At 44.4% G+C, this 24,673-nt stretch carries 18 protein-coding genes; 15 read left to right on the plus strand and 3 right to left on the minus strand.

Annotation, left to right across the window (positions count from 1 at the left end; translation table 11 throughout):
- Window position 1 precedes the first annotated feature (1 nt).
- The 3 genes from pilB to nadC all read right to left on the minus strand — a co-directional run bounded on the left by pilB (window position 2) and on the right by nadC (window position 3,299).
- Entirely contained in the window at window positions 2-1,711 is a 1,710-nt protein-coding gene (gene pilB, locus LQZ07_RS05170; protein ID WP_152780580.1) for a type IV-A pilus assembly ATPase PilB, read from the minus strand.
- A 6-nt stretch (window positions 1,712-1,717) separates the two neighbouring features.
- The gene (locus tag LQZ07_RS05175) at window positions 1,718-2,206 is read right to left on the minus strand and encodes a prepilin-type N-terminal cleavage/methylation domain-containing protein (protein ID WP_152780579.1); all 489 of its coding nucleotides are present in this window, start codon (window positions 2,204-2,206) and stop codon (window positions 1,718-1,720) included.
- Between the two features lie 253 nt (window positions 2,207-2,459).
- A complete protein-coding gene (gene nadC / locus LQZ07_RS05180; RefSeq protein WP_152780577.1) occupies window positions 2,460-3,299 on the minus strand; it encodes a carboxylating nicotinate-nucleotide diphosphorylase in 840 nt (279 codons plus the stop codon).
- Between the two features lie 173 nt (window positions 3,300-3,472).
- Between nadC and ampD the strand changes: the two genes are divergently transcribed.
- The 15 genes from ampD to LQZ07_RS05255 all read left to right on the plus strand — a co-directional run bounded on the left by ampD (window position 3,473) and on the right by LQZ07_RS05255 (window position 24,673).
- Window positions 3,473-4,009, plus strand: coding sequence for a 1,6-anhydro-N-acetylmuramyl-L-alanine amidase AmpD (ampD, locus tag LQZ07_RS05185; protein WP_152780575.1), 537 nt, complete (start codon window positions 3,473-3,475; stop codon window positions 4,007-4,009).
- A 74-nt stretch (window positions 4,010-4,083) separates the two neighbouring features.
- Window positions 4,084-4,938 carry a beta-lactamase regulator AmpE gene (ampE, locus tag LQZ07_RS05190; protein WP_152780573.1) on the plus strand — a complete coding sequence of 285 codons (855 nt, stop codon included), beginning with the start codon at window positions 4,084-4,086 and terminating at the stop codon, window positions 4,936-4,938.
- 256 nt (window positions 4,939-5,194) lie between these two features.
- Window positions 5,195-5,959: a pyruvate dehydrogenase complex transcriptional repressor PdhR gene (pdhR, locus tag LQZ07_RS05195; protein WP_016400804.1), complete on the plus strand. Its 765-nt coding sequence runs from the start codon at window positions 5,195-5,197 to the stop codon at window positions 5,957-5,959.
- Window positions 5,960-6,016: 57 nt separating this feature from the next.
- Window positions 6,017-8,674 (plus strand): pyruvate dehydrogenase (acetyl-transferring), homodimeric type, encoded by a 2,658-nt coding sequence (aceE, locus tag LQZ07_RS05200; RefSeq protein WP_016400805.1) that lies wholly within the window; start codon window positions 6,017-6,019, stop codon window positions 8,672-8,674.
- A gap of 12 nt (window positions 8,675-8,686) precedes the next feature.
- Window positions 8,687-10,537, plus strand: a complete 1,851-nt coding sequence (aceF, locus tag LQZ07_RS05205; protein ID WP_152780570.1) for a pyruvate dehydrogenase complex dihydrolipoyllysine-residue acetyltransferase — start codon at window positions 8,687-8,689, stop codon at window positions 10,535-10,537.
- Window positions 10,538-10,668: 131 nt separating this feature from the next.
- Entirely contained in the window at window positions 10,669-12,102 is a 1,434-nt protein-coding gene (gene lpdA, locus LQZ07_RS05210) for a dihydrolipoyl dehydrogenase (RefSeq protein WP_152780568.1), read from the plus strand.
- An 81-nt stretch (window positions 12,103-12,183) separates the two neighbouring features.
- On the plus strand, window positions 12,184-14,400 hold the full coding sequence (locus LQZ07_RS05215) for a patatin-like phospholipase family protein (protein ID WP_152780566.1): 2,217 nt from the start codon (window positions 12,184-12,186) through the stop codon (window positions 14,398-14,400).
- 233 nt (window positions 14,401-14,633) lie between these two features.
- Window positions 14,634-17,231 carry a bifunctional aconitate hydratase 2/2-methylisocitrate dehydratase gene (acnB, locus tag LQZ07_RS05220; RefSeq protein WP_249483550.1) on the plus strand — a complete coding sequence of 866 codons (2,598 nt, stop codon included), beginning with the start codon at window positions 14,634-14,636 and terminating at the stop codon, window positions 17,229-17,231.
- A 240-nt stretch (window positions 17,232-17,471) separates the two neighbouring features.
- On the plus strand, window positions 17,472-18,290 hold the full coding sequence (locus LQZ07_RS05225; protein ID WP_152780562.1) for a winged helix-turn-helix domain-containing protein: 819 nt from the start codon (window positions 17,472-17,474) through the stop codon (window positions 18,288-18,290).
- A gap of 9 nt (window positions 18,291-18,299) precedes the next feature.
- Window positions 18,300-18,647, plus strand: coding sequence for a YacL family protein (locus tag LQZ07_RS05230; RefSeq protein ID WP_152780560.1), 348 nt, complete (start codon window positions 18,300-18,302; stop codon window positions 18,645-18,647).
- A gap of 351 nt (window positions 18,648-18,998) precedes the next feature.
- Complete coding sequence (locus LQZ07_RS05235) at window positions 18,999-19,337, plus strand: P-II family nitrogen regulator (protein WP_016400812.1); 339 nt, start codon at window positions 18,999-19,001, stop codon at window positions 19,335-19,337.
- A 45-nt stretch (window positions 19,338-19,382) separates the two neighbouring features.
- Window positions 19,383-20,654 carry an ammonium transporter gene (locus LQZ07_RS05240; RefSeq protein ID WP_016400813.1) on the plus strand — a complete coding sequence of 424 codons (1,272 nt, stop codon included), beginning with the start codon at window positions 19,383-19,385 and terminating at the stop codon, window positions 20,652-20,654.
- 134 nt (window positions 20,655-20,788) lie between these two features.
- A complete protein-coding gene (locus tag LQZ07_RS05245) occupies window positions 20,789-21,823 on the plus strand; it encodes a Fe(3+) ABC transporter substrate-binding protein (protein WP_249483552.1) in 1,035 nt (344 codons plus the stop codon).
- Window positions 21,824-21,924: 101 nt separating this feature from the next.
- A complete protein-coding gene (locus tag LQZ07_RS05250) occupies window positions 21,925-23,607 on the plus strand; it encodes an iron ABC transporter permease (protein ID WP_016400815.1) in 1,683 nt (560 codons plus the stop codon).
- A gap of 7 nt (window positions 23,608-23,614) precedes the next feature.
- On the plus strand, window positions 23,615-24,673 hold the full coding sequence (locus LQZ07_RS05255) for an ABC transporter ATP-binding protein (RefSeq protein WP_152780558.1): 1,059 nt from the start codon (window positions 23,615-23,617) through the stop codon (window positions 24,671-24,673).

A 24,673-nucleotide genomic window follows, 5' to 3' on the forward strand; every position in this document is an offset into this window, starting at 1 on the left:
CTTATACATTTGTGACTCGCTCCACCTCTGAAAGGCTAGTTACGCCTAGGCGGGCTTTTTCTAACGCTGACATACGAAGGGAGTACATGCCTTCTGCCACAGCTTGTTCAGCGATTTCTATTGAATTACCTTCAGCCATAATAATTTTTGATATGGCGGTACTCATAGGCATTACTTCGTAAATACCTACTCGGCCTTTGAAACCACCAGTGCATTCGTCACAACCCACAGGATCAAATAGCTTGACTCCGGCATTTAGTTGCTCTTGGCTAAAACCAATTTTAGGTAGTAACTCAGCTTCTAATATCTTAGGTTTTTTACATTTCTCGCATAAACGTCGAGCCAGTCGCTGGGCAATAATCAAACTTACTGAAGATGCAATATTAAAGGCGGGCACGCCCATATTGAGCAAACGGGTTAAAGTTTCCGCCGCAGAGTTAGTGTGTAAGGTAGATAATACTAAGTGACCGGTTTGCGCCGCTTTAATCGAGATTTCAGCAGTTTCTAAATCTCGAATCTCACCTACCATTACAATGTCGGGGTCTTGACGAAGGAAGGCGCGCAAAGCGCTGGCGAAGGTCATGCCCGCCTTGTTATTGATTTGTACTTGGTTAACCCCGGGTAAATTAATTTCTACAGGGTCTTCTGCGGTAGAAATATTAGTTTCTACGGTATTTAGAATATTTAAGCCAGTATACAAAGATACTGTTTTACCGGAGCCAGTAGGCCCGGTAACCAGAATCATCCCTTGTGGACGAGCAAGAGCATCTAAGTAGAGCTTCTTCTGTTTGTCGTCATAACCAAGAATATCAATATTTAGATTTGCAGCCGATGAGTCGAGAATACGAATTACAATTTTCTCTCCCCACATGGTAGGTAGAGAGTTAACCCGCATATCAATGGCTTTGTTGCGACCAGTTTTTAGCTTAATCCGGCCATCTTGAGGTAAACGCCTCTCGGCGATATCCATTCGCGCCATTACTTTTAGGCGAGCCGAAAAGCGGTTAGCTAAGTTAATCGGTGGACTGGCGATTTCGTGCAGGATACCGTCTATTCGAAAACGGATCCGGTATTTGTGCTCGTAAGGTTCGAAATGCAAATCGGAAGCACCACGGCGTATTGAGTCCATCAATATTTTGTTGATGTAAACAACAATTGGTGCATCATCTTCTTTAGCGTTTTGCTTTTCATCTAAACGCGAGTTCTCTTCACTAACTTCTAAATCGCTGATGTCATCATCGGATATATCGCCCAAATCGAGATTGGCCGTATCATCAACAAGGGATTGAATAGCCTTGAGTAACTTGGTTTCTTCAACCAATAAAGCTTCAACGTGCAGTCCAAAACTAAAACCAAAATCTTCGAGTGCCGTAACATTACTTGGGTCGGCCATGGCTACATAAAGAGTTTGGTTTTGGCTATATACTGGTAATACGTGATGTTTAAATATCAGCTTTTCATTGAGGAAGCTTTGCGGGATTTCGCTAAGTTCAATCGCATCTAAATCGAGTAGTGGGATTCCAAATTGCGCCTCGCAAAAGTCGGCTAGTTCTCTACTAGAAATAAGCTCATTTTCTACTAGCACTGTTGTAAAAGAACGTTGTTCCTTAACGCTGCGCTTGTATAGTTCAACTAATTGCTCTTGTTTTTCTGGAAAAGAAACGGCCAAGCTAGAAGCTAGGCCGTTTAATTCTTTGATGCTGTTAGTCATTAATGCTTAACAAAGTCCAGCGGCAACACATGAGCCAGTATTGCGGGTCCATGTAACTTGAGCTTTAGGGTCTGTTGTTGGGTCAACAGTACCAACCAAAATGAAGGTAGCATCAGCTGCGGTTGCAGCACCATCAGATATATCATCAGCTGTAGCTGTGATTGTAACCCCGGTGGTACCAACAATGGTTGCGGCAACAGATGTCACATAATCACCGCCTGCGGCATTATCACCTGCGCGATCTGCTGCAGCTACGCAATTGGCTAAGTTTGCTGCAGCAGGGTCTCCCTGCCAGCAGACTTCAAAGGCTGTCTTAGACGGGCTGGCTGCTGCTATAACTTCTGAGAATTTAGCACGATCAGTATATGTTTGATAAGCAGGCAGTGCTACTGCAGCCAAGATAGCTACAATCGCTACTACGATCATTAATTCGATTAGGGTGAAACCAGCTTGCTTGTTAGCAGCTTTGGTTTGTAGGTTTTGGATGGTTTTCATTGCGTCTTTCCTTTACACAAGTTTTTGAAGTTATTTATTTACCGTTGTTTTTATCAGAGCTGCATTGAAACAACTTTTAATTCAGTAACATCCCTGATACCACGGTGCTATAAATGTGATTCTCATTAAAGCACACGTGACATATAAGTATAGTGATTATTGTAAAAAGGCAATAAAATCGTGATCTTAGCAGCACTTATAAAAAACGCACTGTACAAAATTTTGTACAGCTTTATGTTAGCATTAACATTTTCTATGCGACAAATCGCATACTTAGGTCTAAGGCCTTGACATGTTTGGTCAAAGCGCCCACCGAAATGAAGTCTACGCCGGTTTCTGCATATTGGCGAATAGTACTTAAGGTCATATTGCCGGAGGCTTCTAATTTTGCTCTGCCTTGGTTAAGTGCTACAGCTTGTTTCATTAACTCTACCGAGAAGTTGTCTAACATCACTACATCGCAGTTCGCAGCCAAGGCTTGTTCTAGCTCTTCTAGGTTTTCTACTTCTACTTCCACCTTTTTACCTGGCGAAAGCTGGCGGGCTTTATCGATGGCAGCTTTAATGCCGCCACAGGCCATAATATGGTTTTCCTTAATTAAGAATGCGTCGTGCAGGCCAAAGCGGTGATTAGTGCCAGCGCCACAAGTTACCGCATATTTAGAGGCGTAACGTAAGCCGGGTAGGGTTTTACGGGTATCCAATAATTTACAATTGGTCCCTTTCAGTAAATCCATGTATTCGGCTACTTGGGTAGCAATACCCGATAGGGTTTGAATAAAGTTTAGCGCCGAGCGCTCGCCGGTAAGTAAAATACGCGCAGGACCCGTTAAGTAACATAAGGCTTGATCTTCAACTACTTTGTCGCCGTCTGCTACCAGCCACTCAATCTCCACTTGCTCGCCTAGCTGCCTAAATACCTCATCTGCAAAGGCTTTTCCTGCGAAGGTGGCACTTTCACGGCTGATGATTTTTGCTTTGCTAATTTGTTCTTCTGGAATAAGTGCAGCGGTAATGTCTAGTTGCGGGTCTAGTTGTCCTAAATCTTCAATTAAAGCGGCGCTTACATTGGCCCGTAGTTGTTCGGCGTTCATGCATCGTATCTCTGATGGTTAGCAGGAGGAGACAGTATTTAAAGGCTGTCACTTAAGTGTGCGCATTTTAGCGCAGAAGTTTAGCACTTGCATGGTCAAATAAGCTGTTTATGCTAGACAATAGTTATTGGCTTGGTTGGAAAGCTAAACAATATGCTTGTATGGAGTAGCTCTTGCAGATAAAACAACATCGATTGACTGGCGTTAAGTGCCTAGAAAGTGAGTTCCATAATCAGCGGCCTAACGATGAAATTAGTTTGCTGGTCATCCACTGTATTAGCCTGCCAGAAGGCTGTTTTGGCTTGCCGCATATAGATGAATTATTTTGTGGAAAGCTTGATTGTAACGCCGAACCAAGCTTTAAAGACTTGCAAGGTTTAGAAGTTTCAGCTCATTTAATGATAAACCGCAGTGGCGAAGTGACTCAGTATGTCGACTTTGATAAAAGAGCGTGGCATGCGGGGGTATCTAGCTTTGAAGGTCGAGAAGGGTGTAATGATTATTCCATTGGCATCGAGTTGGAAGGCACCGACGATAGTGAATATACCAAGCAGCAATACCAAAGTTTAATTAAGGTTAGTCAATTATTGCTGCGCCAATATCCTAAACTCACTAAACAGCGCATTGTCGCGCATAGCGATATAGCGCCCGGCAGAAAAACTGACCCTGGTGATTATTTTGATTGGTCTGCTTATTTAGAAGCACTTTAAAGTCACTTGGTTTGCTTGGGTAATTAGCTTATTATTTAAAGGTCGCCTGATGTTTATGGAGCAAAATCAGTAACATGTCTCTTATCTCCTTACTGCTTGCATTGAGTTTAGAACGCGCTCGTCGCATTGGTGCTAGCTGGTGGTGGCAACATGTTTTTCATTGGTGGTTACAGCGCTTTGATCGCGCTTCAGCGATTTGGCAGATTGCTATGGCAGTGGTGTTACCCACTCTATTGATTGCGTGGCTACAAGTAAGCATCAGTGGCTTGCTATTTGGTTTAGCAAATCTGGCACTATGGATCTTTATCCCGTTACTCACACTAGGCTGTCCTCCAATTCAGCAAGGCTATCGAGATTATCTGCGTGCTGCTGCTAGTGGCGACGAACAGGCCTGTAGTGACTTCAATCAGCAGCTGCTGAAACAAATTCACCCTTTGCATCAGGTGAGTGAGCAGGAGTCAATTGCCCTTACCACTGGTACCCAATTAATGTGGCTGAATTATCGTTACTATTTTGCGGTGATTTTCTTTTATGTATTGGCTGGCCCTGCTGGCGCAATTTTCTATGGTTGCAGTCGGGGCTTGCACTTGCATAAAAGTACTGAAGTGCAGGCTTTGGAGCCTACGGTTAACAACTTTATGCATTACCTTGATTGGCTACCCTCTCGTTTAGCCAGTTTGTGTTATTTGGCGGTTGGCAATACCAGCGAAGCACTACCTATTTGGTTACACGCTTTGCGCGATACCAAGCACAGCAATGGTTACTGGTTAGCGAAGGTTGCAGTAGCGGCAGAGCTTTCAGAGCAAGAAAGTGAACATGAAATGTTATGTGTAGCAACCACTTGTCGATTTGTAAGTTTAGCTAAGCGCGGCATTATGCTGGCTATTGTGATTATTGCTATTTTAACCATTGCAGGCTGGCTTATTTAAGCCGCTGCTCAGCGGGTTCCAGTTTCCATCTATTTTTACATAATCTTGTAAATTCCTTCCTCCTTGTTACATTTGCCCGATCTTGTGCACAAAAAAAGGTCTGACCAATTATATTTGTCGTACAAAAGTCTTTACTTATTTTGTGATAAGTGCTGGCTAAATTGATGTGGGTCAATTTTTCTGGACAGCGTGTTTCTGATTTGTTAATTTGCTGCGTGTAAATTGGTATTACCAATATTAAGTGCAACGGAAATTAATGAGCTACCAACGAATTAAGCCACCTAAACTCGCTGATGTTATTGCAAAGCAATTAGAGCGAATGATCTTAGAAGGAAGTTTACCGCCGGGTGAACGTTTACCTGCTGAGCGCGAGTTGGCTAAGCAATTCGATGTATCACGCCCATCATTGCGCGAAGCGATTCAGCAACTTGAAGCAAAAGGCCTAGTTGTAAGACGCCAAGGCGGCGGCACTTATGTGCAACAAAAGCTGCGTGAAGCGCTAACCGATCCGCTGTTTAATTTATTGTCCAATCATGATGAAAGCCAACTAGACTTGTTGGAGTTTCGTCATGCGGTAGAAGGCATCTCGGCTTATTACGCGGCACTGCGCGGCACCGAGGCTGATTTAGAAAAAGTGCAAGCCAGTCATGAACGGATTGAACTTGCACAACAAGACGGCGATACCATTAGTGAAGCAAAAGCCGTTTTACGTTTTTATGAAGCCATTACTGAGGCGTCACACAACTTAGTATTGTTTCATTTAATTAGAGGTTTGAGTCCATTGTTAGAAAAAAACATCATGGACAATTTTCAGGTGTTGTATACGCGTCCTAATGTGGCAGACAAGATTCGCCATCATCGGTCACTTATGTTACAAGCCATTCTCGATGGTAAGCCTGATGACGCCAGAGAAGCCTCACACAAGCATTTAGCGTTTATTGAAGAGACGCTGTTACAAATCGAACGAGAAGAAAGCCGAGTTGAGCGTTCTAATCGCCGTTTAAAACAATTGAAAGTGTAACCCAAAAGCTGCGTTGCAGTGGTTTGGAAACTATTAATAACTGATAAGGAAACAGCCATGTCAGAGGTACTGAAGCATGATGTTGACTCACTAGAAACTCGTGAGTGGATAGACGCCATTGAATCTGTGATCCGTGAAGAAGGCGTTGAACGTGCCCAGTTCTTGTTGGAGCAGGTCATCGCTAACGCGGGCATTGATGGACTCGCTGGCCCAGGTGGGTCAATCACTAGTGATTACATCAACACCATTTCGGTGGCAGAACAACCTGAATACCCGGGTGACAGTGCAATAGAGCGTCGTATTCGTTCAATTATTCGCTGGAATGCGATTATGATTGTATTGCGTGCCTCTAAAAAGGACCTCGACTTAGGTGGCCACATGGCTTCTTACCAGTCTTCTGCAGCATTTTACGAAGTGTGTTTTAACCACTTCTTTAAAGCGCGTAATGAAAAAGATGGTGGCGATTTAGTTTATTACCAAGGTCATATCTCTCCTGGTATTTATGCGCGTGCCTTTGTTGAAGGTCGTTTAACCGCAGAGCAACTAGACAGTTTCCGCCAAGAGGTAGACGGTAAAGGCTTAAGCTCTTATCCGCACCCTAAATTAATGCCCGAGTTCTGGCAGTTCCCAACAGTATCTATGGGTCTTGGTCCAATTTCTGCCATTTATCAAGCTCGCTTCCTTAAGTACCTAACCGGTCGTGGCTTAAAAGATTGTTCTGGCCAACGTGTATACGCCTTCCTTGGTGACGGCGAAATGGACGAGCCGGAATCACGTGGCGCAATTTCTTTCGCAGCGCGTGAGAAATTAGATAACTTATGTTTCCTTATCAACTGTAACTTGCAGCGCCTAGACGGCCCGGTTATGGGCAACGGTAAAATCATTCAAGAACTAGAGGGCCTATTTAAAGGCGCTGGCTGGAATGTGATTAAAGTGGTTTGGGGCAGTGAGTGGGATAGCCTACTAAGCAAAGATAGCTCAGGTAAGTTGTTACAACTGATGAACGAAACGGTTGATGGCGATTACCAAACCTTTAAATCTAAGTACGGCGCGTACGTGCGTGAACACTTCTTTGGTAAGTACAGTGAAACTGCTGACTTAGTAAAAGATATGTCTGATGACGAAATTTTTGCTCTACGTCGCGGTGGTCACGATCCAGTTAAGCTTTACGCAGCCTTTGATAAAGCACGCAAAACCTCTGGCGCTCCAACAGTAATTCTTGCTAAAACCGTTAAAGGTTATGGCATGGGTGAAGCGGCTCAAGGTAAAAACATTGCTCACCAGGTTAAGAAAATGGACATGACTCATGTTGAGCAGTTCCGTGACCGTTTGGGTGTTGATGTTAGTGATGAAGCCTTACCTAGCTTGCCGTACATCGAGCTTAAGCCGGGTACACCAGAGCACGACTACTTGCATGCTCGCCGTAAAGAGCTAGCCGGTTACACGCCATCGCGTTTACCTAACTTCACTCAAGAGTTAGCGATTCCAGAACTAAGCGAATTTGACGCGCTACTAGGCGAGCAAAAACGCGATATTTCAACCACTATGGCTTATGTTCGTGCCCTAAATGTAATGCTTAAAAACAAAGGCATTGGTAAAAACGTAGTGCCAATTATTGCCGATGAAGCACGTACTTTTGGTATGGAAGGTTTGTTTCGCCAAATTGGTATCTACAACCCAAGTGGCCAAACTTACACTCCGCAAGATAGAGAGCAAGTGTCTTACTACAAAGAAGATACTAGCGGTCAGGTATTGCAAGAAGGTATTAACGAATTAGGTGCTATGAGTTCGTGGGTAGCGGCTGCTACTTCGTACAGTACCAACGACGTGCCAATGATTCCATTCTACATCTACTACTCTATGTTTGGTTTCCAACGTGTGGGTGATATGTGTTGGATGGCGGGTGACCAACAAGCGCGTGGTTTCCTATTAGGTGCTACAGCAGGTCGTACCACGCTAAACGGCGAAGGTTTGCAGCACGAAGATGGCCACAGCCTAATTTTGGCTAACACCATCCCTAACTGTATTTCTTACGATCCAAGCTTTGCTTTTGAAGTTGCGGTAATTCTGCAAGATGGTTTACGCCGCATGTACGGTGACCAAGAGAATGTTTACTACTACTTAACCTTAATGAACGAAAACTACCATCAACCAGCTATGCCAGCAGGCGCAGAAGAAGGTATTCGTAAGGGTATTTACAAGTTTGAAGAAAACAAAGGTGCTAAAGGCCAAGTTCAGTTACTAGGTTCGGGCACCATCATGCAGCAAGTATTGAAAGCTGCCAAAGTATTGAGCGAAGAGTACGACATTGCATCTGACGTATTTAGCGTAACGTCTTTCAACGAACTAACCCGTGAAGGTCAAGCCGTTGAGCGTGCCAACATGTTAAACCCAGAAAGCGAAGCGCAAGTGGCCTACATCACTGAGGCGCTAACTGACGCACCAACTATTGCTGCGACCGATTACATGAAGCAATACGCAGAGCAAGTTCGCGCTTATGTACCAGGTAGCTACAAAGTATTGGGTACCGATGGCTTTGGCCGTAGTGATAGCCGTGAGAACTTACGTCGTCACTTTGAAGTAAATGCTGACTACATCGTAGTAGCTGCACTTACAGAGCTAGCTAAAGCTGGCACTTTAGACAAGAAAGTTGTGAGCGAAGCGATTGCAAAATACGACATCGACACTAACAAAACTAACCCTCTCTACGCGTAAGGGCGAATAGCTATGAGTATTGAAATTTTTGTACCAGATATTGGCGCTGATGAAGTAGAAGTGACCGAGATCCTTGTTGAAGTTGGCGATAGCGTAGAATTAGAGCAATCGTTAATTTCGGTAGAAGGCGACAAAGCGGCAATGGAAGTTCCGGCTTCTCAAGCTGGCGTTGTAAAAGAAATTAAAGTAGCGGTAGGCGACAGCGTAGCCACCAACGCATTGATTATGATCTTTGAAGCTGAAGGCGCAGCCGAGCAACCAGCGGCAGCTCCGGCAGAAGCCGCTTCTCCTGCAGCAAGTTCAGTTGAACTCGTACATGTGCCAGATATTGGTGATGATGAAGTTGAAGTGACCGAAGTAGCAGTAAGTGTTGGCGACGTAATTGAAGCAGAGCAAACGCTTATTTCGGTTGAAGGCGACAAAGCGGCAATGGAAGTACCAGCGCCATTTGCTGGCACGGTTAAAGCCATTAGCATTGCAGTAGGCGATAAAGTGTCTACTGGTACGCTAATTATGGAATTTGACGTTGCTGGCTCTGCACCTGCGGCGCCTGTGGCAGAGGCTCCAGTAGCTGCTCCTGCATCTTCGCAGCTTCAAGAAGTTAACATTCCTGATATTGGCGATGATGAAGTTGAAGTGACTGAAGTTGCAGTTTCTGTTGGCGATAGCGTAGAGCTAGAGCAAACGCTTATCTCTGTTGAAGGTGATAAAGCGGCAATGGAAGTTCCTGCACCTTTCGCTGGTGTAGTGAAAGAGCTTAAAGTAGCTGTTGGCGATAAAGTTAAGACTGGCTCGCTGATCATGGTGTTTGAAGTAACTTCTGCAGCACCTGCTGCCAGCGCACCAAGCGCTCCGGCTGAAGCACCAAAACCAGCTGCAGCACCTGCACCCGCCAGTAAGCCTGCTAGTGCTCCAGCTAAATCGGGTGAATTTGTAGAGAATAGTGCCTATGTACACGCCTCTCCTGTAATTCGCCGTTTAGCGCGTGAGTTTGGTGTTGATTTAGCCAAGGTTAAAGGTTCGGGCCGTAAAGGGCGTATCGTAAAAGAAGACGTTCAAGCTTACGTTAAGCAAGCGGTTAAAGTTCTAGAGTCTGGTGCTAGCGCCGGTGGCTCAGGAATGGACGTAGCAGCATGGCCAAGCATTGATTACTCTAAGTTTGGTGAAGTGGAAGAAGTGCCACTATCACGTATTCAGAAAATCTCTGGTCCAGCATTGCACCGTAACTGGGTGAAAATCCCTCACGTTACTCAGTTTGACGAAGCTGACATTTCAGAAATGGAAGCTTTCCGTAAAGAACAAAACGTGATTGCTGAGAAGCAACAGTTAGGCTTTAAGATCACGCCGCTAGTATTCATGCTAAAAGCCGCAGCTAAAACCTTAGAAAGCATGCCTAAGTTTAACTCGGCATTGTCTGACGATGGCAATAGCCTCATCATGAAGAAGTACATCCATATCGGTATCGCTGTAGATACGCCAAATGGCTTGGTTGTACCGGTAGTGCGTGATGTGAATAAGAAAGGCATTTATCAGCTTTCCGAAGAGTTGGTAGAAATTTCTAAGAAAGCACGTGCTGGTAAACTTACTGCCTCAGACATGCAGGGTGGTTGTTTCACTATTTCTAGCCTTGGCGGTATTGGTGGTACTCAGTTTACACCTATCGTAAATGCGCCAGAGGTAGCCATTTTGGGTGTTTCGCGCAGTGAGATGAAACCAAAGTGGAACGGCAAAGATTTTGTACCGAAGCTAATGTTGCCATTGGCACTGTCTTACGATCACCGAGTGATTGATGGGGCCGACGGCGCGAGATTTATCTCAACATTAAGTGGCTTGTTAGGCGACATTCGCCGACTAGTACTTTAGTAATAAGAGCTGGGTGTTTATCACCCGGCTCTTCTTTTTTATACCGATTAACCGTAAACTCAGTTTAGCTGCATGGTTGACACTTTTACCCTACAGCAGCTTTACAACATAACAATACCAAGAGGTCATCAATGAGTAAGGAAATCAAGACCCAGGTGGTAGTACTGGGTGCAGGCCCTGCAGGTTATTCTGCTGCCTTCCGTGCTGCCGATTTAGGTTTGGAAACAGTAATTGTAGAACGCTACGCCACCCTCGGCGGAGTATGTTTGAATGTGGGGTGTATCCCATCAAAAGCTTTGTTGCACGTAGCTAAAGTGATTGAAGAAGCAAAATCACTGGCTGAGCACGGCATTGTGTTTGGTGAGCCTCAAACCGACATTAATAAAATCCGTACCTGGAAAGAGAAAGTAATCGGTCAGTTGACTGGTGGCCTCGATGGTATGGCTAAAATGCGTAAGGTTAAAGTAGTACAAGGCTTAGGTAAGTTTACCGGTGCTAACTCACTAGAGGTAACTGGTGACGATGGCGAAGCCACAACTATTAACTTTGACAACGCAATTATTGCAGCGGGTTCTCGCCCAGTTAAATTACCGTTTATTCCACACAATGACCCACGTGTATGGGATTCAACTGACGCATTGGAGCTTAAAGAAGTTCCTGGTAAGTTGTTGGTATTAGGTGGCGGTATCATTGGCCTAGAAATGGGCACCGTATACGGCGCACTAGGCAGTGAGATTGACGTTGTAGAATTTGCTGACCAACTTGTACCAGCAGCTGATAAAGACGTTGTTCGCGCTTATACCAAAAAAGTGAAAGACAAATTCAACATCATGCTTGAAACCAAAGTGGTAGCCGTTGAGTCGAAAACAGACGGCTTATACGTAACCTACGAAGGTAAGCAAGCACCACATGAGCCAGTACGTTACGACGCAGTATTGGTTGCGGTAGGTCGTGTACCAAATGGCTTAGGCTTAGATGCTGAGAAAGCTGGTATCGAAGTGACTGAGCGCGGCTTTATTGAAGTTGATAAGCAGCTTCGTACTAACGTTCCTCACATCCACGCTATTGGCGACATCGTAGGGCAACCTATGTTGGCACACAAAGGGGTGCATGAAGGCCACGTAGCGGCAGAGGTTATCTCTGGTAAGAAACACTTCTTCGATCCTAAAGTGATCCCTTCGATTGCTTACACCGAGCCAGAGATGGCATGGGTAGGTCTAACCGAGAAAGAAGCTAAAGCACAAGGCATTAACTACGAAGCCTCAGTATTCCCTTGGGCTGCTTCGGGCCGTGCAATTGCGTCAGACTGTCCTGATGGCATGACTAAGATGATCTTTGATAAAGAGTCTGGTCGTGTAATTGGTGGTGCGGTAGTAGGTACCAACGGCGGTGAATTGTTAGGTGAAATTGGCTTAGCGATTGAGATGGGTTGTGATGCTGAAGACATCGCGTTAACCATTCACGCTCACCCAACCTTGCATGAATCGGTTGGCTTGGCTGCAGAGATTTTTGAAGGAAGCATTACCGACCTTCCAAATGCGAAAGCCAAGAAAAAGAAAAAATAGACTGAATTAGTCTAAAAAACTACAGTTATAAAGGCAGCCTAGGCTGCCTTTATTGTTTAGATTTCAAAGGAATGACTCTGCATGCGGCTATTGCGTAAAGCCTTGTGGCTTATATTGCTAATACTTTTTTCTTCTTCTGTTATTGCTCGCCCCAAAATAGGCTTGGCGCTCAGTGGCGGGGGGGCAAAAGGCGCGGCGCATTTGGGGGTTATTCAATTACTCGAAGAAAACCAAATTCCAGTCGATTATGTAGCTGGAACCAGCATGGGCGCCTATTTTGGCGCCATGTTAGCGATGGGGTATAGCGCGCAAGAGATTGAAGATTTAACCTTTTCTATTTATTGGGAGAGTGGCTTTGTTGACGATGTCACTCGCAGTGAATTATCGCTGCGAAGTAAAAAGCAAAAAGATGACTACCAAATAGCCTTGCCAATTGGGATTAATAAAGACGGCGTTCAAATACCTAAAGGCGCTGTGCAAGGCCAAACTATGGCCGAGATTTTGCGTTATGCCACCAGTAACTTAGAAGCGCTAGAAAGTTTTGATGAGTTGGCCATTCCTTATCGCGCAGTCGCCACCGATATGGCTGCTATGACCCCTTATATCCTCAAGCGTGGTGACTTAGCCGTTGCTATGCAAGCGAGTATGTCGGTGCCCGGTGCGTTACGCCCAGTAGAGCTTGATGGCAAACAGCTTTCTGACGGAGGCGTGGTTAACAACATGCCCGTGGATGTATTAAAAGAAATGGGCGCAGACATCATTATCGCGGTAGATATTGGTGCGCGGCTAAAAACTCAAGACGAGCTTAATACCGCGGTTGACGTGGTAGACCAGCTTTCTATCTTTCTTACTCGATCTGGTACCGAGCGACAAATTGCCTTGCTAGGGGCTGATGACTTACTCATATCACCCGATGTAACTGGCATCGATACCGCTGACTTTGCATTAATGCCTTTAGCGATTGAACGTGGTAAGCAAGCGGCAGCAGAGCCGATAGCACAGTTAGCTAAGCGTATTCATAGTGATGATCAAGAAAAGGTATATTTAGCCTATCAACAAAAGGTTAAAGATCGCAGAGCCACACTTAAATTACATGAACAATTTGTGGTGAGTAAAATTGAACTCAATAACAACTCAGGTTTGAGCGATGAGGTTATTCTATCTCGTTTACAACTCAATCAAGGTGAGTTGCTTTCCAAAGCTCAACTTGAGGAAAAAATTAGCCAGTTGTATGCCTTAGGAACCTTTGAGAGAGTCGACTATCGAATTAGCAGTGAACAGGGCGCTAATGTGATTCACGTGGACACTCAAGAAAAGCGCTGGGGGCCTGGCTACTTTGATATGAAGCTTGGTTTGCAGGAAAACTTTTCGGATCGCACCGAAGCGAACTTGGGGCTTGGGTTTACCTTAACTAACCTAAACGAGTATGGCGCAGAGTGGCGTAATGAGTTTGAAATCGGTTCGATAAAGCGTCTATTTGCCGAATACTACACACCATTTACCGATAATCTTAAATATGCTTGGTTAATATCGGCAGAGTACGATAAACGTAGCCGTCGTTTATATGGTTTAGGTGAAGACATTGAATACCTAGAAGCCGATTTTAGTGATGCCACTTTTCGCACTCAACTAGCCTGGAACTATAAACCCTGGCAAGAATGGGGGCTAGGCTTAGCGGCTAGGCACGGTGATATCGAATTAAAAGGATTTAGCGGCGATGCCAGCTATTGGTTGTATGGTCCTTACTTTAAATTTGACTACGACACCCTAAACAGCTGGGCTTTTCCTACTCAAGGTAAAATGTTGGATGTTGGTTTAACTCTTTATCATGAAGATGTACAAGGGTTTTCTAGTGTATTAGCGCCCAGTTTTGAGGCTCGCTGGAAAGTGCCATTTGGTTGGGATAAGCATAATTTAAATTGGTTTGGTGAATATGGTAGCACCGGTAGTGACTTTGTTGTACCGACCGATGCTCAAGACTTAGGTGGCTTTTTACGTCTTTCGGGCTTTAAGTATGAACAGTTATCGGGTCGTTATAAGGCGCTAACGGGCCTCATGTACTTTTATCAGCTGCACTATTTTCAATCTCCCGTATTACAAGCGCCTGTTTTCGTCGGGGGGTCTTTAGAAAACGGCGGAGTATGGAATAGCTCTGATGAAATTTCTTATAGCAGTGCGCTGTGGGCCGGTAGTATTTTTGCTGCTCTAGACACCAGTGTATTAGGGCCGGTGGTACTTGCCTATGGGCACAACGAATCGGAGCAAACTTTATATTTATTTATCGGCAATGACTTCTAAATAAGTGATAAATGTGAATAAATTGTAACTTTTCCGCTTGTGGCTAAAGTATAATAAAGGTTGTAAGTTGTTGTTATAAAATGATTTAACTGTTTTTTTGTTAGCTTGGCTGAAACGTCGATATTTTAATTTATAGTTAAAACGGCTATAATCTCAGCCCCATGAGGCCAGCAAAGCTCTGGCCCATATATATGGATATCCCCTACGGGCATTATTACAATAAGGAGCGAGCCGTGCTAGAAAGCTACCGCAAACACGTCGAAGAGCGTGCTGTTGAAGGTATTGTACCTAAACCCCTCGATGCTGAACAAACCGCAGGATTAGTAGAGTTATTAAAAGCTCCGCCAGCCGGTGAAGAAGAGTTTCTACTCGATTTGTTAGCAAACCGAATTCCCCCAGGTGTAGATGAAGCCGCTTATGTTAAAGCCGGTTTTCTTGCTGCTGTAGCAGCTGGAGAAGTAAGCTCTCCTATTGTTTCTGCCGCGTATGCCACTGAACTTCTGGGTACAATGCAAGGTGGTTACAATATTGAACCTCTCATCTCATTACTTGATAATGCTGAGCTTGCACCTATCGCAGCTAAAGCCTTATCACATACTTTATTGATGTTTGATGCTTTCCACGACGTGGAAGAAAAAGCCAAAGCGGGCAACAACTTTGCACAACAAGTGATGCAAAGCTGGGCCGATGCAGAGTGGTTCTTAAGCCGCCCTGAGCTTGCTGAAAAATCAACACTTACTGTTTTCAAAGTGACCGGTGAAACTAACACCGATGACTTATCGCCTGCTCCTGATGCTTGGTCTCGACCAGATATCCCACTGCACGCATTAGCTATGCTTAAAAATGCCAGAGAAGGTATCGAACCTGATCAAGCGGGTTCAATTGGCCCAATGAAGCAAGTTGAAGCCTTGAAAGAAAAAGGCCATCCACTAGTTTATGTAGGTGACGTTGTAGGTACCGGTTCTTCGCGTAAATCTGCTACTAACTCTGTGTTGTGGTTGATGGGTGATGATATTCCTCATGTACCAAACAAGCGTGGCGGAGGCTTCTGTTTAGGTGGAAAAATTGCACCAATCTTCTTTAATACCATGGAAGATGCTGGCGCATTGCCTATTGAGTTAGACGTAGAAAAACTTGGCATGGGCGATGTTATCGACATTTACCCGTTTGCTGGTGAAGTGAAAAAATCAGGTACTGACGAAGTTATCTCAACCTTTGAGCTAAAAACCGACGTATTACTTGATGAAGTTCGCGCTGGTGGCCGTATCCCTCTAATTATTGGCCGTGGCTTAACTGACCGCGCTCGTACATCTTTAGGCCTAGAGCCTTCTGAAGTATTCAAGCGCCCTCAAGATGTAGCTGCTTCAACTAAAGGCTTTACGCTTGCTCAGAAAATGGTAGGTAAAGCTTGTGGTGTAGACGGTATTCGACCTGGCCAATACTGTGAGCCGAAGATGACGACAGTGGGCTCGCAAGATACTACTGGCCCAATGACCCGTGACGAGCTGAAAGATTTAGCCTGTTTGGGTTTCTCTGCAGACCTAACCATGCAGTCATTCTGTCATACCGCTGCTTACCCTAAACCAGTAGATGTGAATACTCACCACACGCTTCCTGATTTCATCATGAACCGTGGTGGTGTATCTCTACGCCCTGGTGACGGTGTTATCCACTCTTGGCTAAACCGTATGTTGTTACCAGATACAGTTGGTACTGGTGGTGACTCGCATACTCGTTTCCCAATTGGTATTTCATTCCCTGCAGGTTCTGGTTTGGTGGCATTTGCTGCTGCTACAGGTGTTATGCCTTTAGATATGCCGGAATCAATCTTGGTTCGCTTTAAAGGCGAAATGAAGCCGGGTATTACCTTACGCGATTTGGTGCATGCAATTCCTTATGCTGCGATTCAACGCGGTCTATTAACGGTTGAGAAGAAAGGTAAGAAAAACATCTTCTCTGGTCGTATCTTAGAAATTGAAGGCTTAGAAGAGCTAAAAGTTGAGCAAGCTTTTGAATTGTCGGATGCATCTGCTGAGCGTAGTGCTGCTGGTTGTACTATTAAGTTAGGTAAAGCCCCAATCATTGAGTACTTAAACTCAAACATTGTGATGCTTAAGTGGATGATTGCTGAAGGCTACGGCGACCGTCGTACTATCGAGCGCCGTATTACTGCTATGCAAGAGTGGATCGCTAACCCTGAATTGATGGAAGCGGACAAAGACGCTGAATACAAAGAAATCATTGAGATTGATTTGGCTGATATTAACGAGCCAGTATTGTGTGCGCCAAATGATCCAGATGATGCACGTTTACTATCTGAAGTAGCAGGCCAGAGCATTGATGAAGTGTTCTTAGGTTCATGTATGACTAACATTGGTCACTTCCGTGCAGCTGGTAAATTGCTCGACAAGCATACTGGCTCATTGCCAACACGTATGTGGGTTGCTCCTCCAACGCGTATGGACCAAAAGCAGCTTACCGAAGAAGGTTACTACGGTATTTACGGTCGTGTTGGTGCACGTACCGAGATCCCTGGTTGTTCTTTGTGTATGGGTAACCAAGCACGCGTGGCCGATAACTCAACGGTAGTCTCTACCTCTACGCGTAACTTCCCTAACCGTTTAGGTACCGGCGCTAATGTTTACTTAGCTTCTGCCGAGTTAGCTGCTGTATCGGCCATTTTAGGTAAGTTACCTACTCCAGAGGAGTACCTTGAGTATGCGAAGCAAATTGACGCTACTGCAGCTGATACTTATCGTTACCTCAACTTCGATGAAATCACTGATTACACTAAAGTGGCTGATGAAGTAATTATTCAAGCCGCCGTGTAGAGTTTTCTCACCGTATAAAAAACGCAGCTTTGGCTGCGTTTTTTTTTTGCACAATAGCCAAGTAACACACTGAGGTGGTACTATATATACGCCTAAATAAGTAAAATTATGAACATTTTATTATAAAATAAATATAATTTGCGTTATTATGTGCTGCAAAATATGGATAATTTTAGCATTTACTGGTATAAAGGAGCCCGCTAGATTTACTAGCTCATTCGCTTGCAGTTGGAAGACAATATGTCCTTTAATGATGTTGTAGTAGTTGGCCCGTTGGCCGTAGATATGAGCCAAAATAGTATTACGTTTAAGGATAAAAGTGCCTATTTGGGACCATTAAGAACCCATTTGTTGGGATATTTGTGTAAACATGTCAATCAAGTTGTGGGGAGAGACGACTTGTCTGATGCTGTGTGGGGGCGTAGTGTCTCAGACCATACAATTAACCAGCATATATCTCAGTTACGAAAAGTAATCACTACTTTGAACAATACTGAACTCACTATCGCTACCATTCCCAAAAAGGGTTACATAGCAAGATGTGAAGCAGTAGGTCAGCCAAACCGAGTAAAACCGGAGCTGGTTCAAAATCAAGCTAAAGCCTTGTTACTAAGTGATGCTGAGACCTGCCAGAAAATTCAAAACCTGAAGGCAGATGGCGAGTTAAAACAGTTAGAAATGTTCTCTAATGCTGGTTTGTTGCATGAGCGACTAATGAGCAACGAGTTCCAAGCTGTGATCATCGACACCGAGTTAGCTAATGCCGAAGGCTTAAAGCTAATTAAGGCAATTCGAACTGGCCAAACTTTAGCTAGCTCTGATATTGCTATTCTATCTTTAGCATCTGAAGCCACTAAGCAATTGCTTGGTTTTAATGTATTGATGGACGTGCAAGGCTTAATCGTAAAGCCTGTTAACATTGAAGTATTGGAAAAACAAATCAAAACAGCCGTAGCAATGCGCTTTAAACTAAAGCCAAATGCCGCTTATGATCTTGTTCCTACTATGTTAAACAGCGCAGCTAGCGTAAACTTACAGTCTGCTTGTTTAAGTAGCTAGACTAAAACTATGGAACTGACGATTCGCCGTTCATTGGACGGCGCATTTTTTATTGATTGCGGTGACGAACATCGGTGTTTTTCGATGTGGCTAGAGCGCGAATTGAATAAAGATCGTCAGTTTATTTCTTCCTTACTCGCCCGCTTGAAAAATCTATCTGGCTTAGCAGAGCTACGCATAGACAGTGATGAGTTCCGTTTTGTGGCCAATCTAGATGAAGTTAGCATCGAGGTTTCTCAAGACGACGCTTCAGATAATCCAGCGCTCTTACAAGATGCAATGAGTTTAGATGCAGCGCATAGTGCTTGCGGTTACGACGATTTCCTAGAATTGTTAAAATCTATCGAGACTTATTAACATGGTGCAAAATTAGCATCTAGTTCGAGAATGTTCTAAACCCTTCTTCAGCTCTTTTTATTCAGCCAATTCATTACTTTAACCCTAACTTATATGCGGGTTAACTGCCAAGTTGCTACATATTCTTCGCTAGCTGCACTCTATTAGTGCTGATAGAAATACCACTACCAAAATGTGAACCATGTTGGAGCGTTGTTAAAAAATATAGCACCATAATGGTGCGGCTGTATTTGTTCTATTTTATGTTTTGTTTTTTAACTTATTGTTTTGTATATCTAATTCTGTTTTGGCACAAGCCTTGTATTTTGTTATTCGAGAAAAGTTAATCGATGACTCTTTGGAGGAGCTCAAATGAAACTAATTAGCGCGATAATCAAGCCATTCAAATTGGATGACGTGCGTGAAGCCATCGCCGAAGTTGGCGTAGATGGTTTAACCGTATCTGAAGTTAAAGGTTTTGGTCGTCAAAAAGGTCACACCGAATTATATCGTGGTGCCGAGTACCAAGTTGACTTTCTGCCTAAGGTAAAACTAGAGATTGCTACTAGCTCAGAAAATGTAGACCGCATTATTGAAGCGATTTCTAGTGCTGCTTACACCGGCAAAATCGGTGACGGTAAGATTTTTGTATACGACTTAAGCAACGTAGTACGTATTCGTACTGGCGAAATGGATGCAGAGGCTATCTAAGGGCAACCTTAGCAAGCTTATAACAGGGATTACGGGGAAGTAATTATGGAAAACGAAATTTATCAACTGCAATATGCCATCGACACCTTCTACTTTTTGGTGTGTGGCGCATTAGTAATGTGGATGGCTGCTGGTTTCTCTATGCTAGAAGCTGGTTTAGTTCGCGCTAAAAACACCACAGAAATTCTAACTAAGAACATCGCTCTTTACTCTATCGCTTGTATCATGTACTTGATTTGTGGTTACTCAATCATGTACGACGGCGGTATCTTCTTATCAGGCATCGAAGCCTTTGACCTAGGTGGCGTATTAGCTTCTAAAGCTGAAGAAGGCTTTGAAGGCGGTAGCGTATACTCAGGTGCTTCTGACTTCTTCTTCCAAGTAGTATTCGTTGCAACTGCAATGTCTATTGTTTCGGGTGCAGTTGCTGAGCGTATGAAGCTTTGGGCATTCCTAATCTTCGCTGTAGTGCTAACTGGTTTCATCTACCCTCTAGAAGGTAGCTGGACATGGGGCGGTGCAGACGTATTCGGTCTATACAACCTAGGCGACCTTGGTTTCTCTGACTTCGCTGGTTCAGGTATTGTTCACTTAGCAGGTGCTGCAGCAGCATTAGCCGGTGTACTACTACTAGGTGCTCGTAAAGGTAAATACGGTAAAAACGGTTCTGTTAACCCAATTCCTGGTTCAAACATGCCGCTAGCTACTGTAGGTACTTTTATCTTATGGATGGGTTGGTTTGGCTTTAACGGCGGTTCTGTATTGAAACTTGCTGATGCTTCAAACGCTCACTCTGTAGCAATGGTATTCTTAAACACTAACGCTGCAGCTGCGGCTGGTGCAATCGCTGCACTACTAGTATGTAAGCTTACTTGGGGTAAAGCAGACCTAACAATGTTATTAAACGGCGCATTAGCTGGTCTAGTAGCGATTACTGCAGAACCTTCTACTCCTACTGCGCTTCAAGCCACTCTGTTTGGTGCTGTAGCTGGCGTATTGGTTGTAGCGTCTATCGTATTCTTCGATAAGATTAAGATTGATGACCCAGTAGGTGCTATCTCAGTTCACGGTGTAGTTGGTCTATTCGGTCTATTGATTGTTCCACTAACTAACGATGGTTCAAGCTTCTCTGGCCAAATCATCGGTGCATTAACTATCTTTGCATGGGTATTCGTAGCAAGCTTCATCGTATGGAGCATCCTAAAAGCTGTAATGGGTATCCGAGTTTCTGAAGAAGAAGAAATGAACGGTATGGACATTGCTGATTGTGGTATCGATGCATACCCAGAGTTCGTAACAGTTAAGTCTTCTAGCTAAGATTAAAAAGTAATAAAAAAGGCCCGCATTGCGGGCCTTTTTTTGTTTTAAAACATAGCGAAAGATGTTGTCTCATGTTAATCTAAAGCCAAATGATAACGATTTGCGTTTGACATATATTGAAGGACTCATTTGTGAATAAATCAGTATTCTCTTCATTAGTGGCCATGGTGGCTTCACTAGTGGTTGCCACTCCAGCCTTAGCTGCAGAAGAAGTAAACTTATACTCTTACCGCCAACAAAGCTTGTTACAACCTTTAACTGATGCGTTTACCGAAGAAACGGGCATTAAAGTGAATGTTGTGCATGCTGCTAAAGGTTTAGCTGAAAAGATCAAAGCCGCTGGTGATAATAATCCTGCTGATTTGGTACTTACCGTTGATATCGGCCGTTTGGAAGAAGTGCGCGCTGCTGGTTTATTTGAAGCCGTTAACTCTCCAGTTATTGATGAAGTTGTTCCGGCTCACTTACGCCACCCAGATAATTTATGGTTTGCTTTAACCACACGTGCTCGTGTTATTTATGCACATAAAGACCGTGTTAAAGAAGGCGAGCTTAACTCACTTAAAGACTTAGCTGATCCAAAGTGGCAAGGCCGTATTTGTACTCGTTCTGGTAAGCATGTTTACAACATTGGTTTAATTGCTTCAGTGATTGCAGAAGACGGTGAAGCTGCCGCAGAAACGTGGCTAAAAGGTCTAAAAGCTAACTTGGCACGCAAGCCACAGGGTAACGACCGCGCTCAAGCTAAAGCCATCTTCGAAGGCCAATGTGATTTAGCGATTGCTAACCGTTACTACATGGGCAAGATGTTCTACAACACTAAGAGCCCAGAGCAGCAAGAGTGGGCCGAGCAGATCCGCGTTGTATACTTAGACCAAGACATTGGCGGCCGTGGTCAACATATTAATATCTCTGGTGCTGGTTTATTGAAAACAGCTAAAAACAAAGACAATGCCATTAAGTTGTTAGAGTTCTTAGTTGGTGAAAAAGCTCAAGGTTTATACGCTACTGCTAACTACGAAGAGCCAGTTCGCACCGGTATCAAAACTGATGAGTTTATTGAAAGCCTAGGTGATTTCAAAGCTGACCGTATTTCCTTACAAGAAGTGGCAGACCAACGTGCTGCAGCAGCACGCTTAGTTGACCGTGTTGGCTATGACATGTAAAGGTTGTTAAACTTGCTATTCTATTAGCAAGCGTCAATAAAGCTGGCCTTAGGTCAGCTTTATTAGTTTTCGGCTCTGTGCCGTTTTTTTATTTGGAAGCTATGAGCACTACCGCCAATTCTACTTCGCCTTTCTCGCTAGCTCGTTTACGCTTTGACCCTTGGGTATGGCTTGCCTTAGCAATTGCTGCCTTAGCCATTGTCCCTATTGCTACCATTTTAATGCTCTCATGGGCCGACAACCAAGAAATCTGGCAACACTTACTGGATACGGTATTTTGGATTTACGTTAAAAACACGTTAATGCTGTGTTTGGGCGTGGCTTTGTTTACCAGTTTAATGGGTACCGGTGCGGCTTGGTTAGTCACGCGCTTTAATTTTCCTCTGAAGTCGGTTTTGGTATGGGCGCTGTTGCTACCCTTAGCGGTGCCAAGTTACATCCTCGCCTTTGTTATTACTGACCAACTTGAATATGCAGGTTTTGTGCAAAAAAGCTTGCGCGCTTTGTTTGGTTGGCAAACTGCACGAGACTACTGGTTCCCGGAGATTCGGTCCATTCAGGGCGCCATTGCGGTATTGAGTTTAGTGCTGTATCCCTATGTGTATTTGTTAGCGCGAGCTGCTTTTGTAGAGCAAGCTGCACAGCTTTTTGAAATGAGCCGCTGCCTAGGCAAAAGTCAAACTCAGAGCTTTTTTAAAGTGGCATTGCCACTAGCGCGACCTGCCATTGTGGTTGGGGTTACATTAGCGCTAATGGAAACCATTAATGAATATGGCACGGTAGAGTTTTTTGCAGTGCCTACGTTAACCGCGGGAATATTTGATGTGTGGCTAAACATGAGCAGCCTGTCCGCCGCCGCTCAAATAGCCTTAATGCTGGTGAGTTTTTCTATCTTGCTGCTGGGTTTAGAGCGCTATAGCCGCAACGCTGGTAAGTTTTATAAGCTGACTGGTCAATCTCCCGCTATGTTTGCCGAACCGCTTTCGGGCTTTAAAGCATGGCTAGCCACCGCTTTATGTTTATTGCCTATTAGTCTTGGTTTCATCTTGCCTATCACGGTGTTAACTAATTATGCATTACGCAATTTAGACCAAGGATTAGAGCAGTACTTAAATAGTGCTTGGAACAGTTTTTCTTTGGCGATTATGGCCGCGTTGCTAACAACGATTTTGGGTTTGTTGCTAGCCTACGGGGTTCGCTTATCTAAAAGCAATAAAATGCGTAGCATCGCCGAGGCTGCAACCTTGGGGTACGCCATCCCTGGTGCGGTGCTAGCAGTGGGTATTTTGTATCCGCTTGGTGTGTTTGATAATGCTGTTGATAGCGTAATGAAAGCCTGGTTTGATTATCCCACCGGCTTATTGCTCACTGGCACCGGTGGCGCCTTGGTATTGGCCTATTCGCTGCGTTTTATCGCTTTAAGCTATCGTACTCTCGACGCAAGCCTTACCAAAATTACTCCTGAAATGGACGACGCTTCACGTATTCTTGGTAGCCGTTCAGGTAAGACGCTATGGCGAATTCATCTACCTTTAATACGACCAAGTGTGCTCACCGCCATGCTACTGGTATTTGTAGACACCATGAAAGAGTTGCCTATAACCTTGATACTAAGGCCGTTTAATTTTGATACTTTATCTACCCAAGTATGGGATTTAGCCTCTTTAGAGCAGCTTGAGCAAAGCGCTCTGGCTGCATTAACTATATTACTGGCGGGCATAATCCCGGTTATTATTATGAGTCGAAATATCGGTTCTTCTGAACGTCGCCCACAAGGACAATGAACCCACAATGAGTATTGTTTTACGCAAAGTTAACCATTTTTACGGCGAACAACAGGCATTAAAAAATGTCAGCATTGAAGTGAGCGAGAATCAAATCGTTGCGCTATTGGGTCCATCGGGTTGTGGTAAAACTACACTGTTACGTCTTATCGCCGGTTTAGAGCGATTACAAAGTGGCGAGCTTTACTTGCAAGACAAGCTAGTGGCTGCGCCCAAGCAAGCGATTCATCTCGCACCAGAGCAACGTGCCATTGGCATGATGTTCCAAGACTATGCCTTGTTCCCTCATATGAGTGTGCGTAGAAACATCGAGTATGGTTTACGTAAACAGCAAGAGGTTGTTAAGCGGCGTAATTGGATTGAAGAAAGCCTAGATAATATGGGCATGCAAGGTTTGTTAGAGCGCTTTCCGCATACCTTGTCGGGTGGACAGCAGCAGCGAGTAGCTTTGCTTCGTGCCTTAGCTCCAGAGCCAAGCACCTTACTGCTAGATGAGCCTTTCTCCGCGCTTGATGAGCATCTTCGTCAGCAAGTACGTGAAGAAACCCTTGATGTACTTAAGAAAACCAATACCCCTGCGGTAATGGTGACTCACGATCCACTAGAAGCAATGTTTATCGCCGACAAAATTGTAGTGATGGAAAAGGGGGAGATTGTGCAAAATGCCAGCCCTCAAGAAATTTACAACAATCCGAAAAACGCCTTTGTGGCAGCGTTATTTGGCCCTAGTAATCGCTTTGAAGTGGAAGTTGAAGGGCACAAAGTTAACACGCCACTTGGGGCGTTTGCTGCGGCTGACATAGAAGATAAGCAAGTGGCAGAGATTATTGTGCGGGCTAAAGATATCGTGGTACACCAGCTCGAAAACAAAGATCAGATAGAAGCTACAGTGATATCAGTGCATGCAATGGGAAATGAAACTCACTTTAGATTGCAGCTAAGCAATATGCCTGAGCGGGTGATACATGCGCGTATGCGCGATCATTGGCAGGCGAGTGCTGGCACAAAAGTATGGTTATCGGTAGATGGGGATGCGGCATTTGTCTTCCCTAAAGCATCGCTTTAG

The organism is Agarivorans sp. B2Z047 (genome assembly GCF_023373605.1).
In the GTDB taxonomy this organism is placed as follows: domain Bacteria; phylum Pseudomonadota; class Gammaproteobacteria; order Enterobacterales; family Celerinatantimonadaceae; genus Agarivorans; species Agarivorans albus.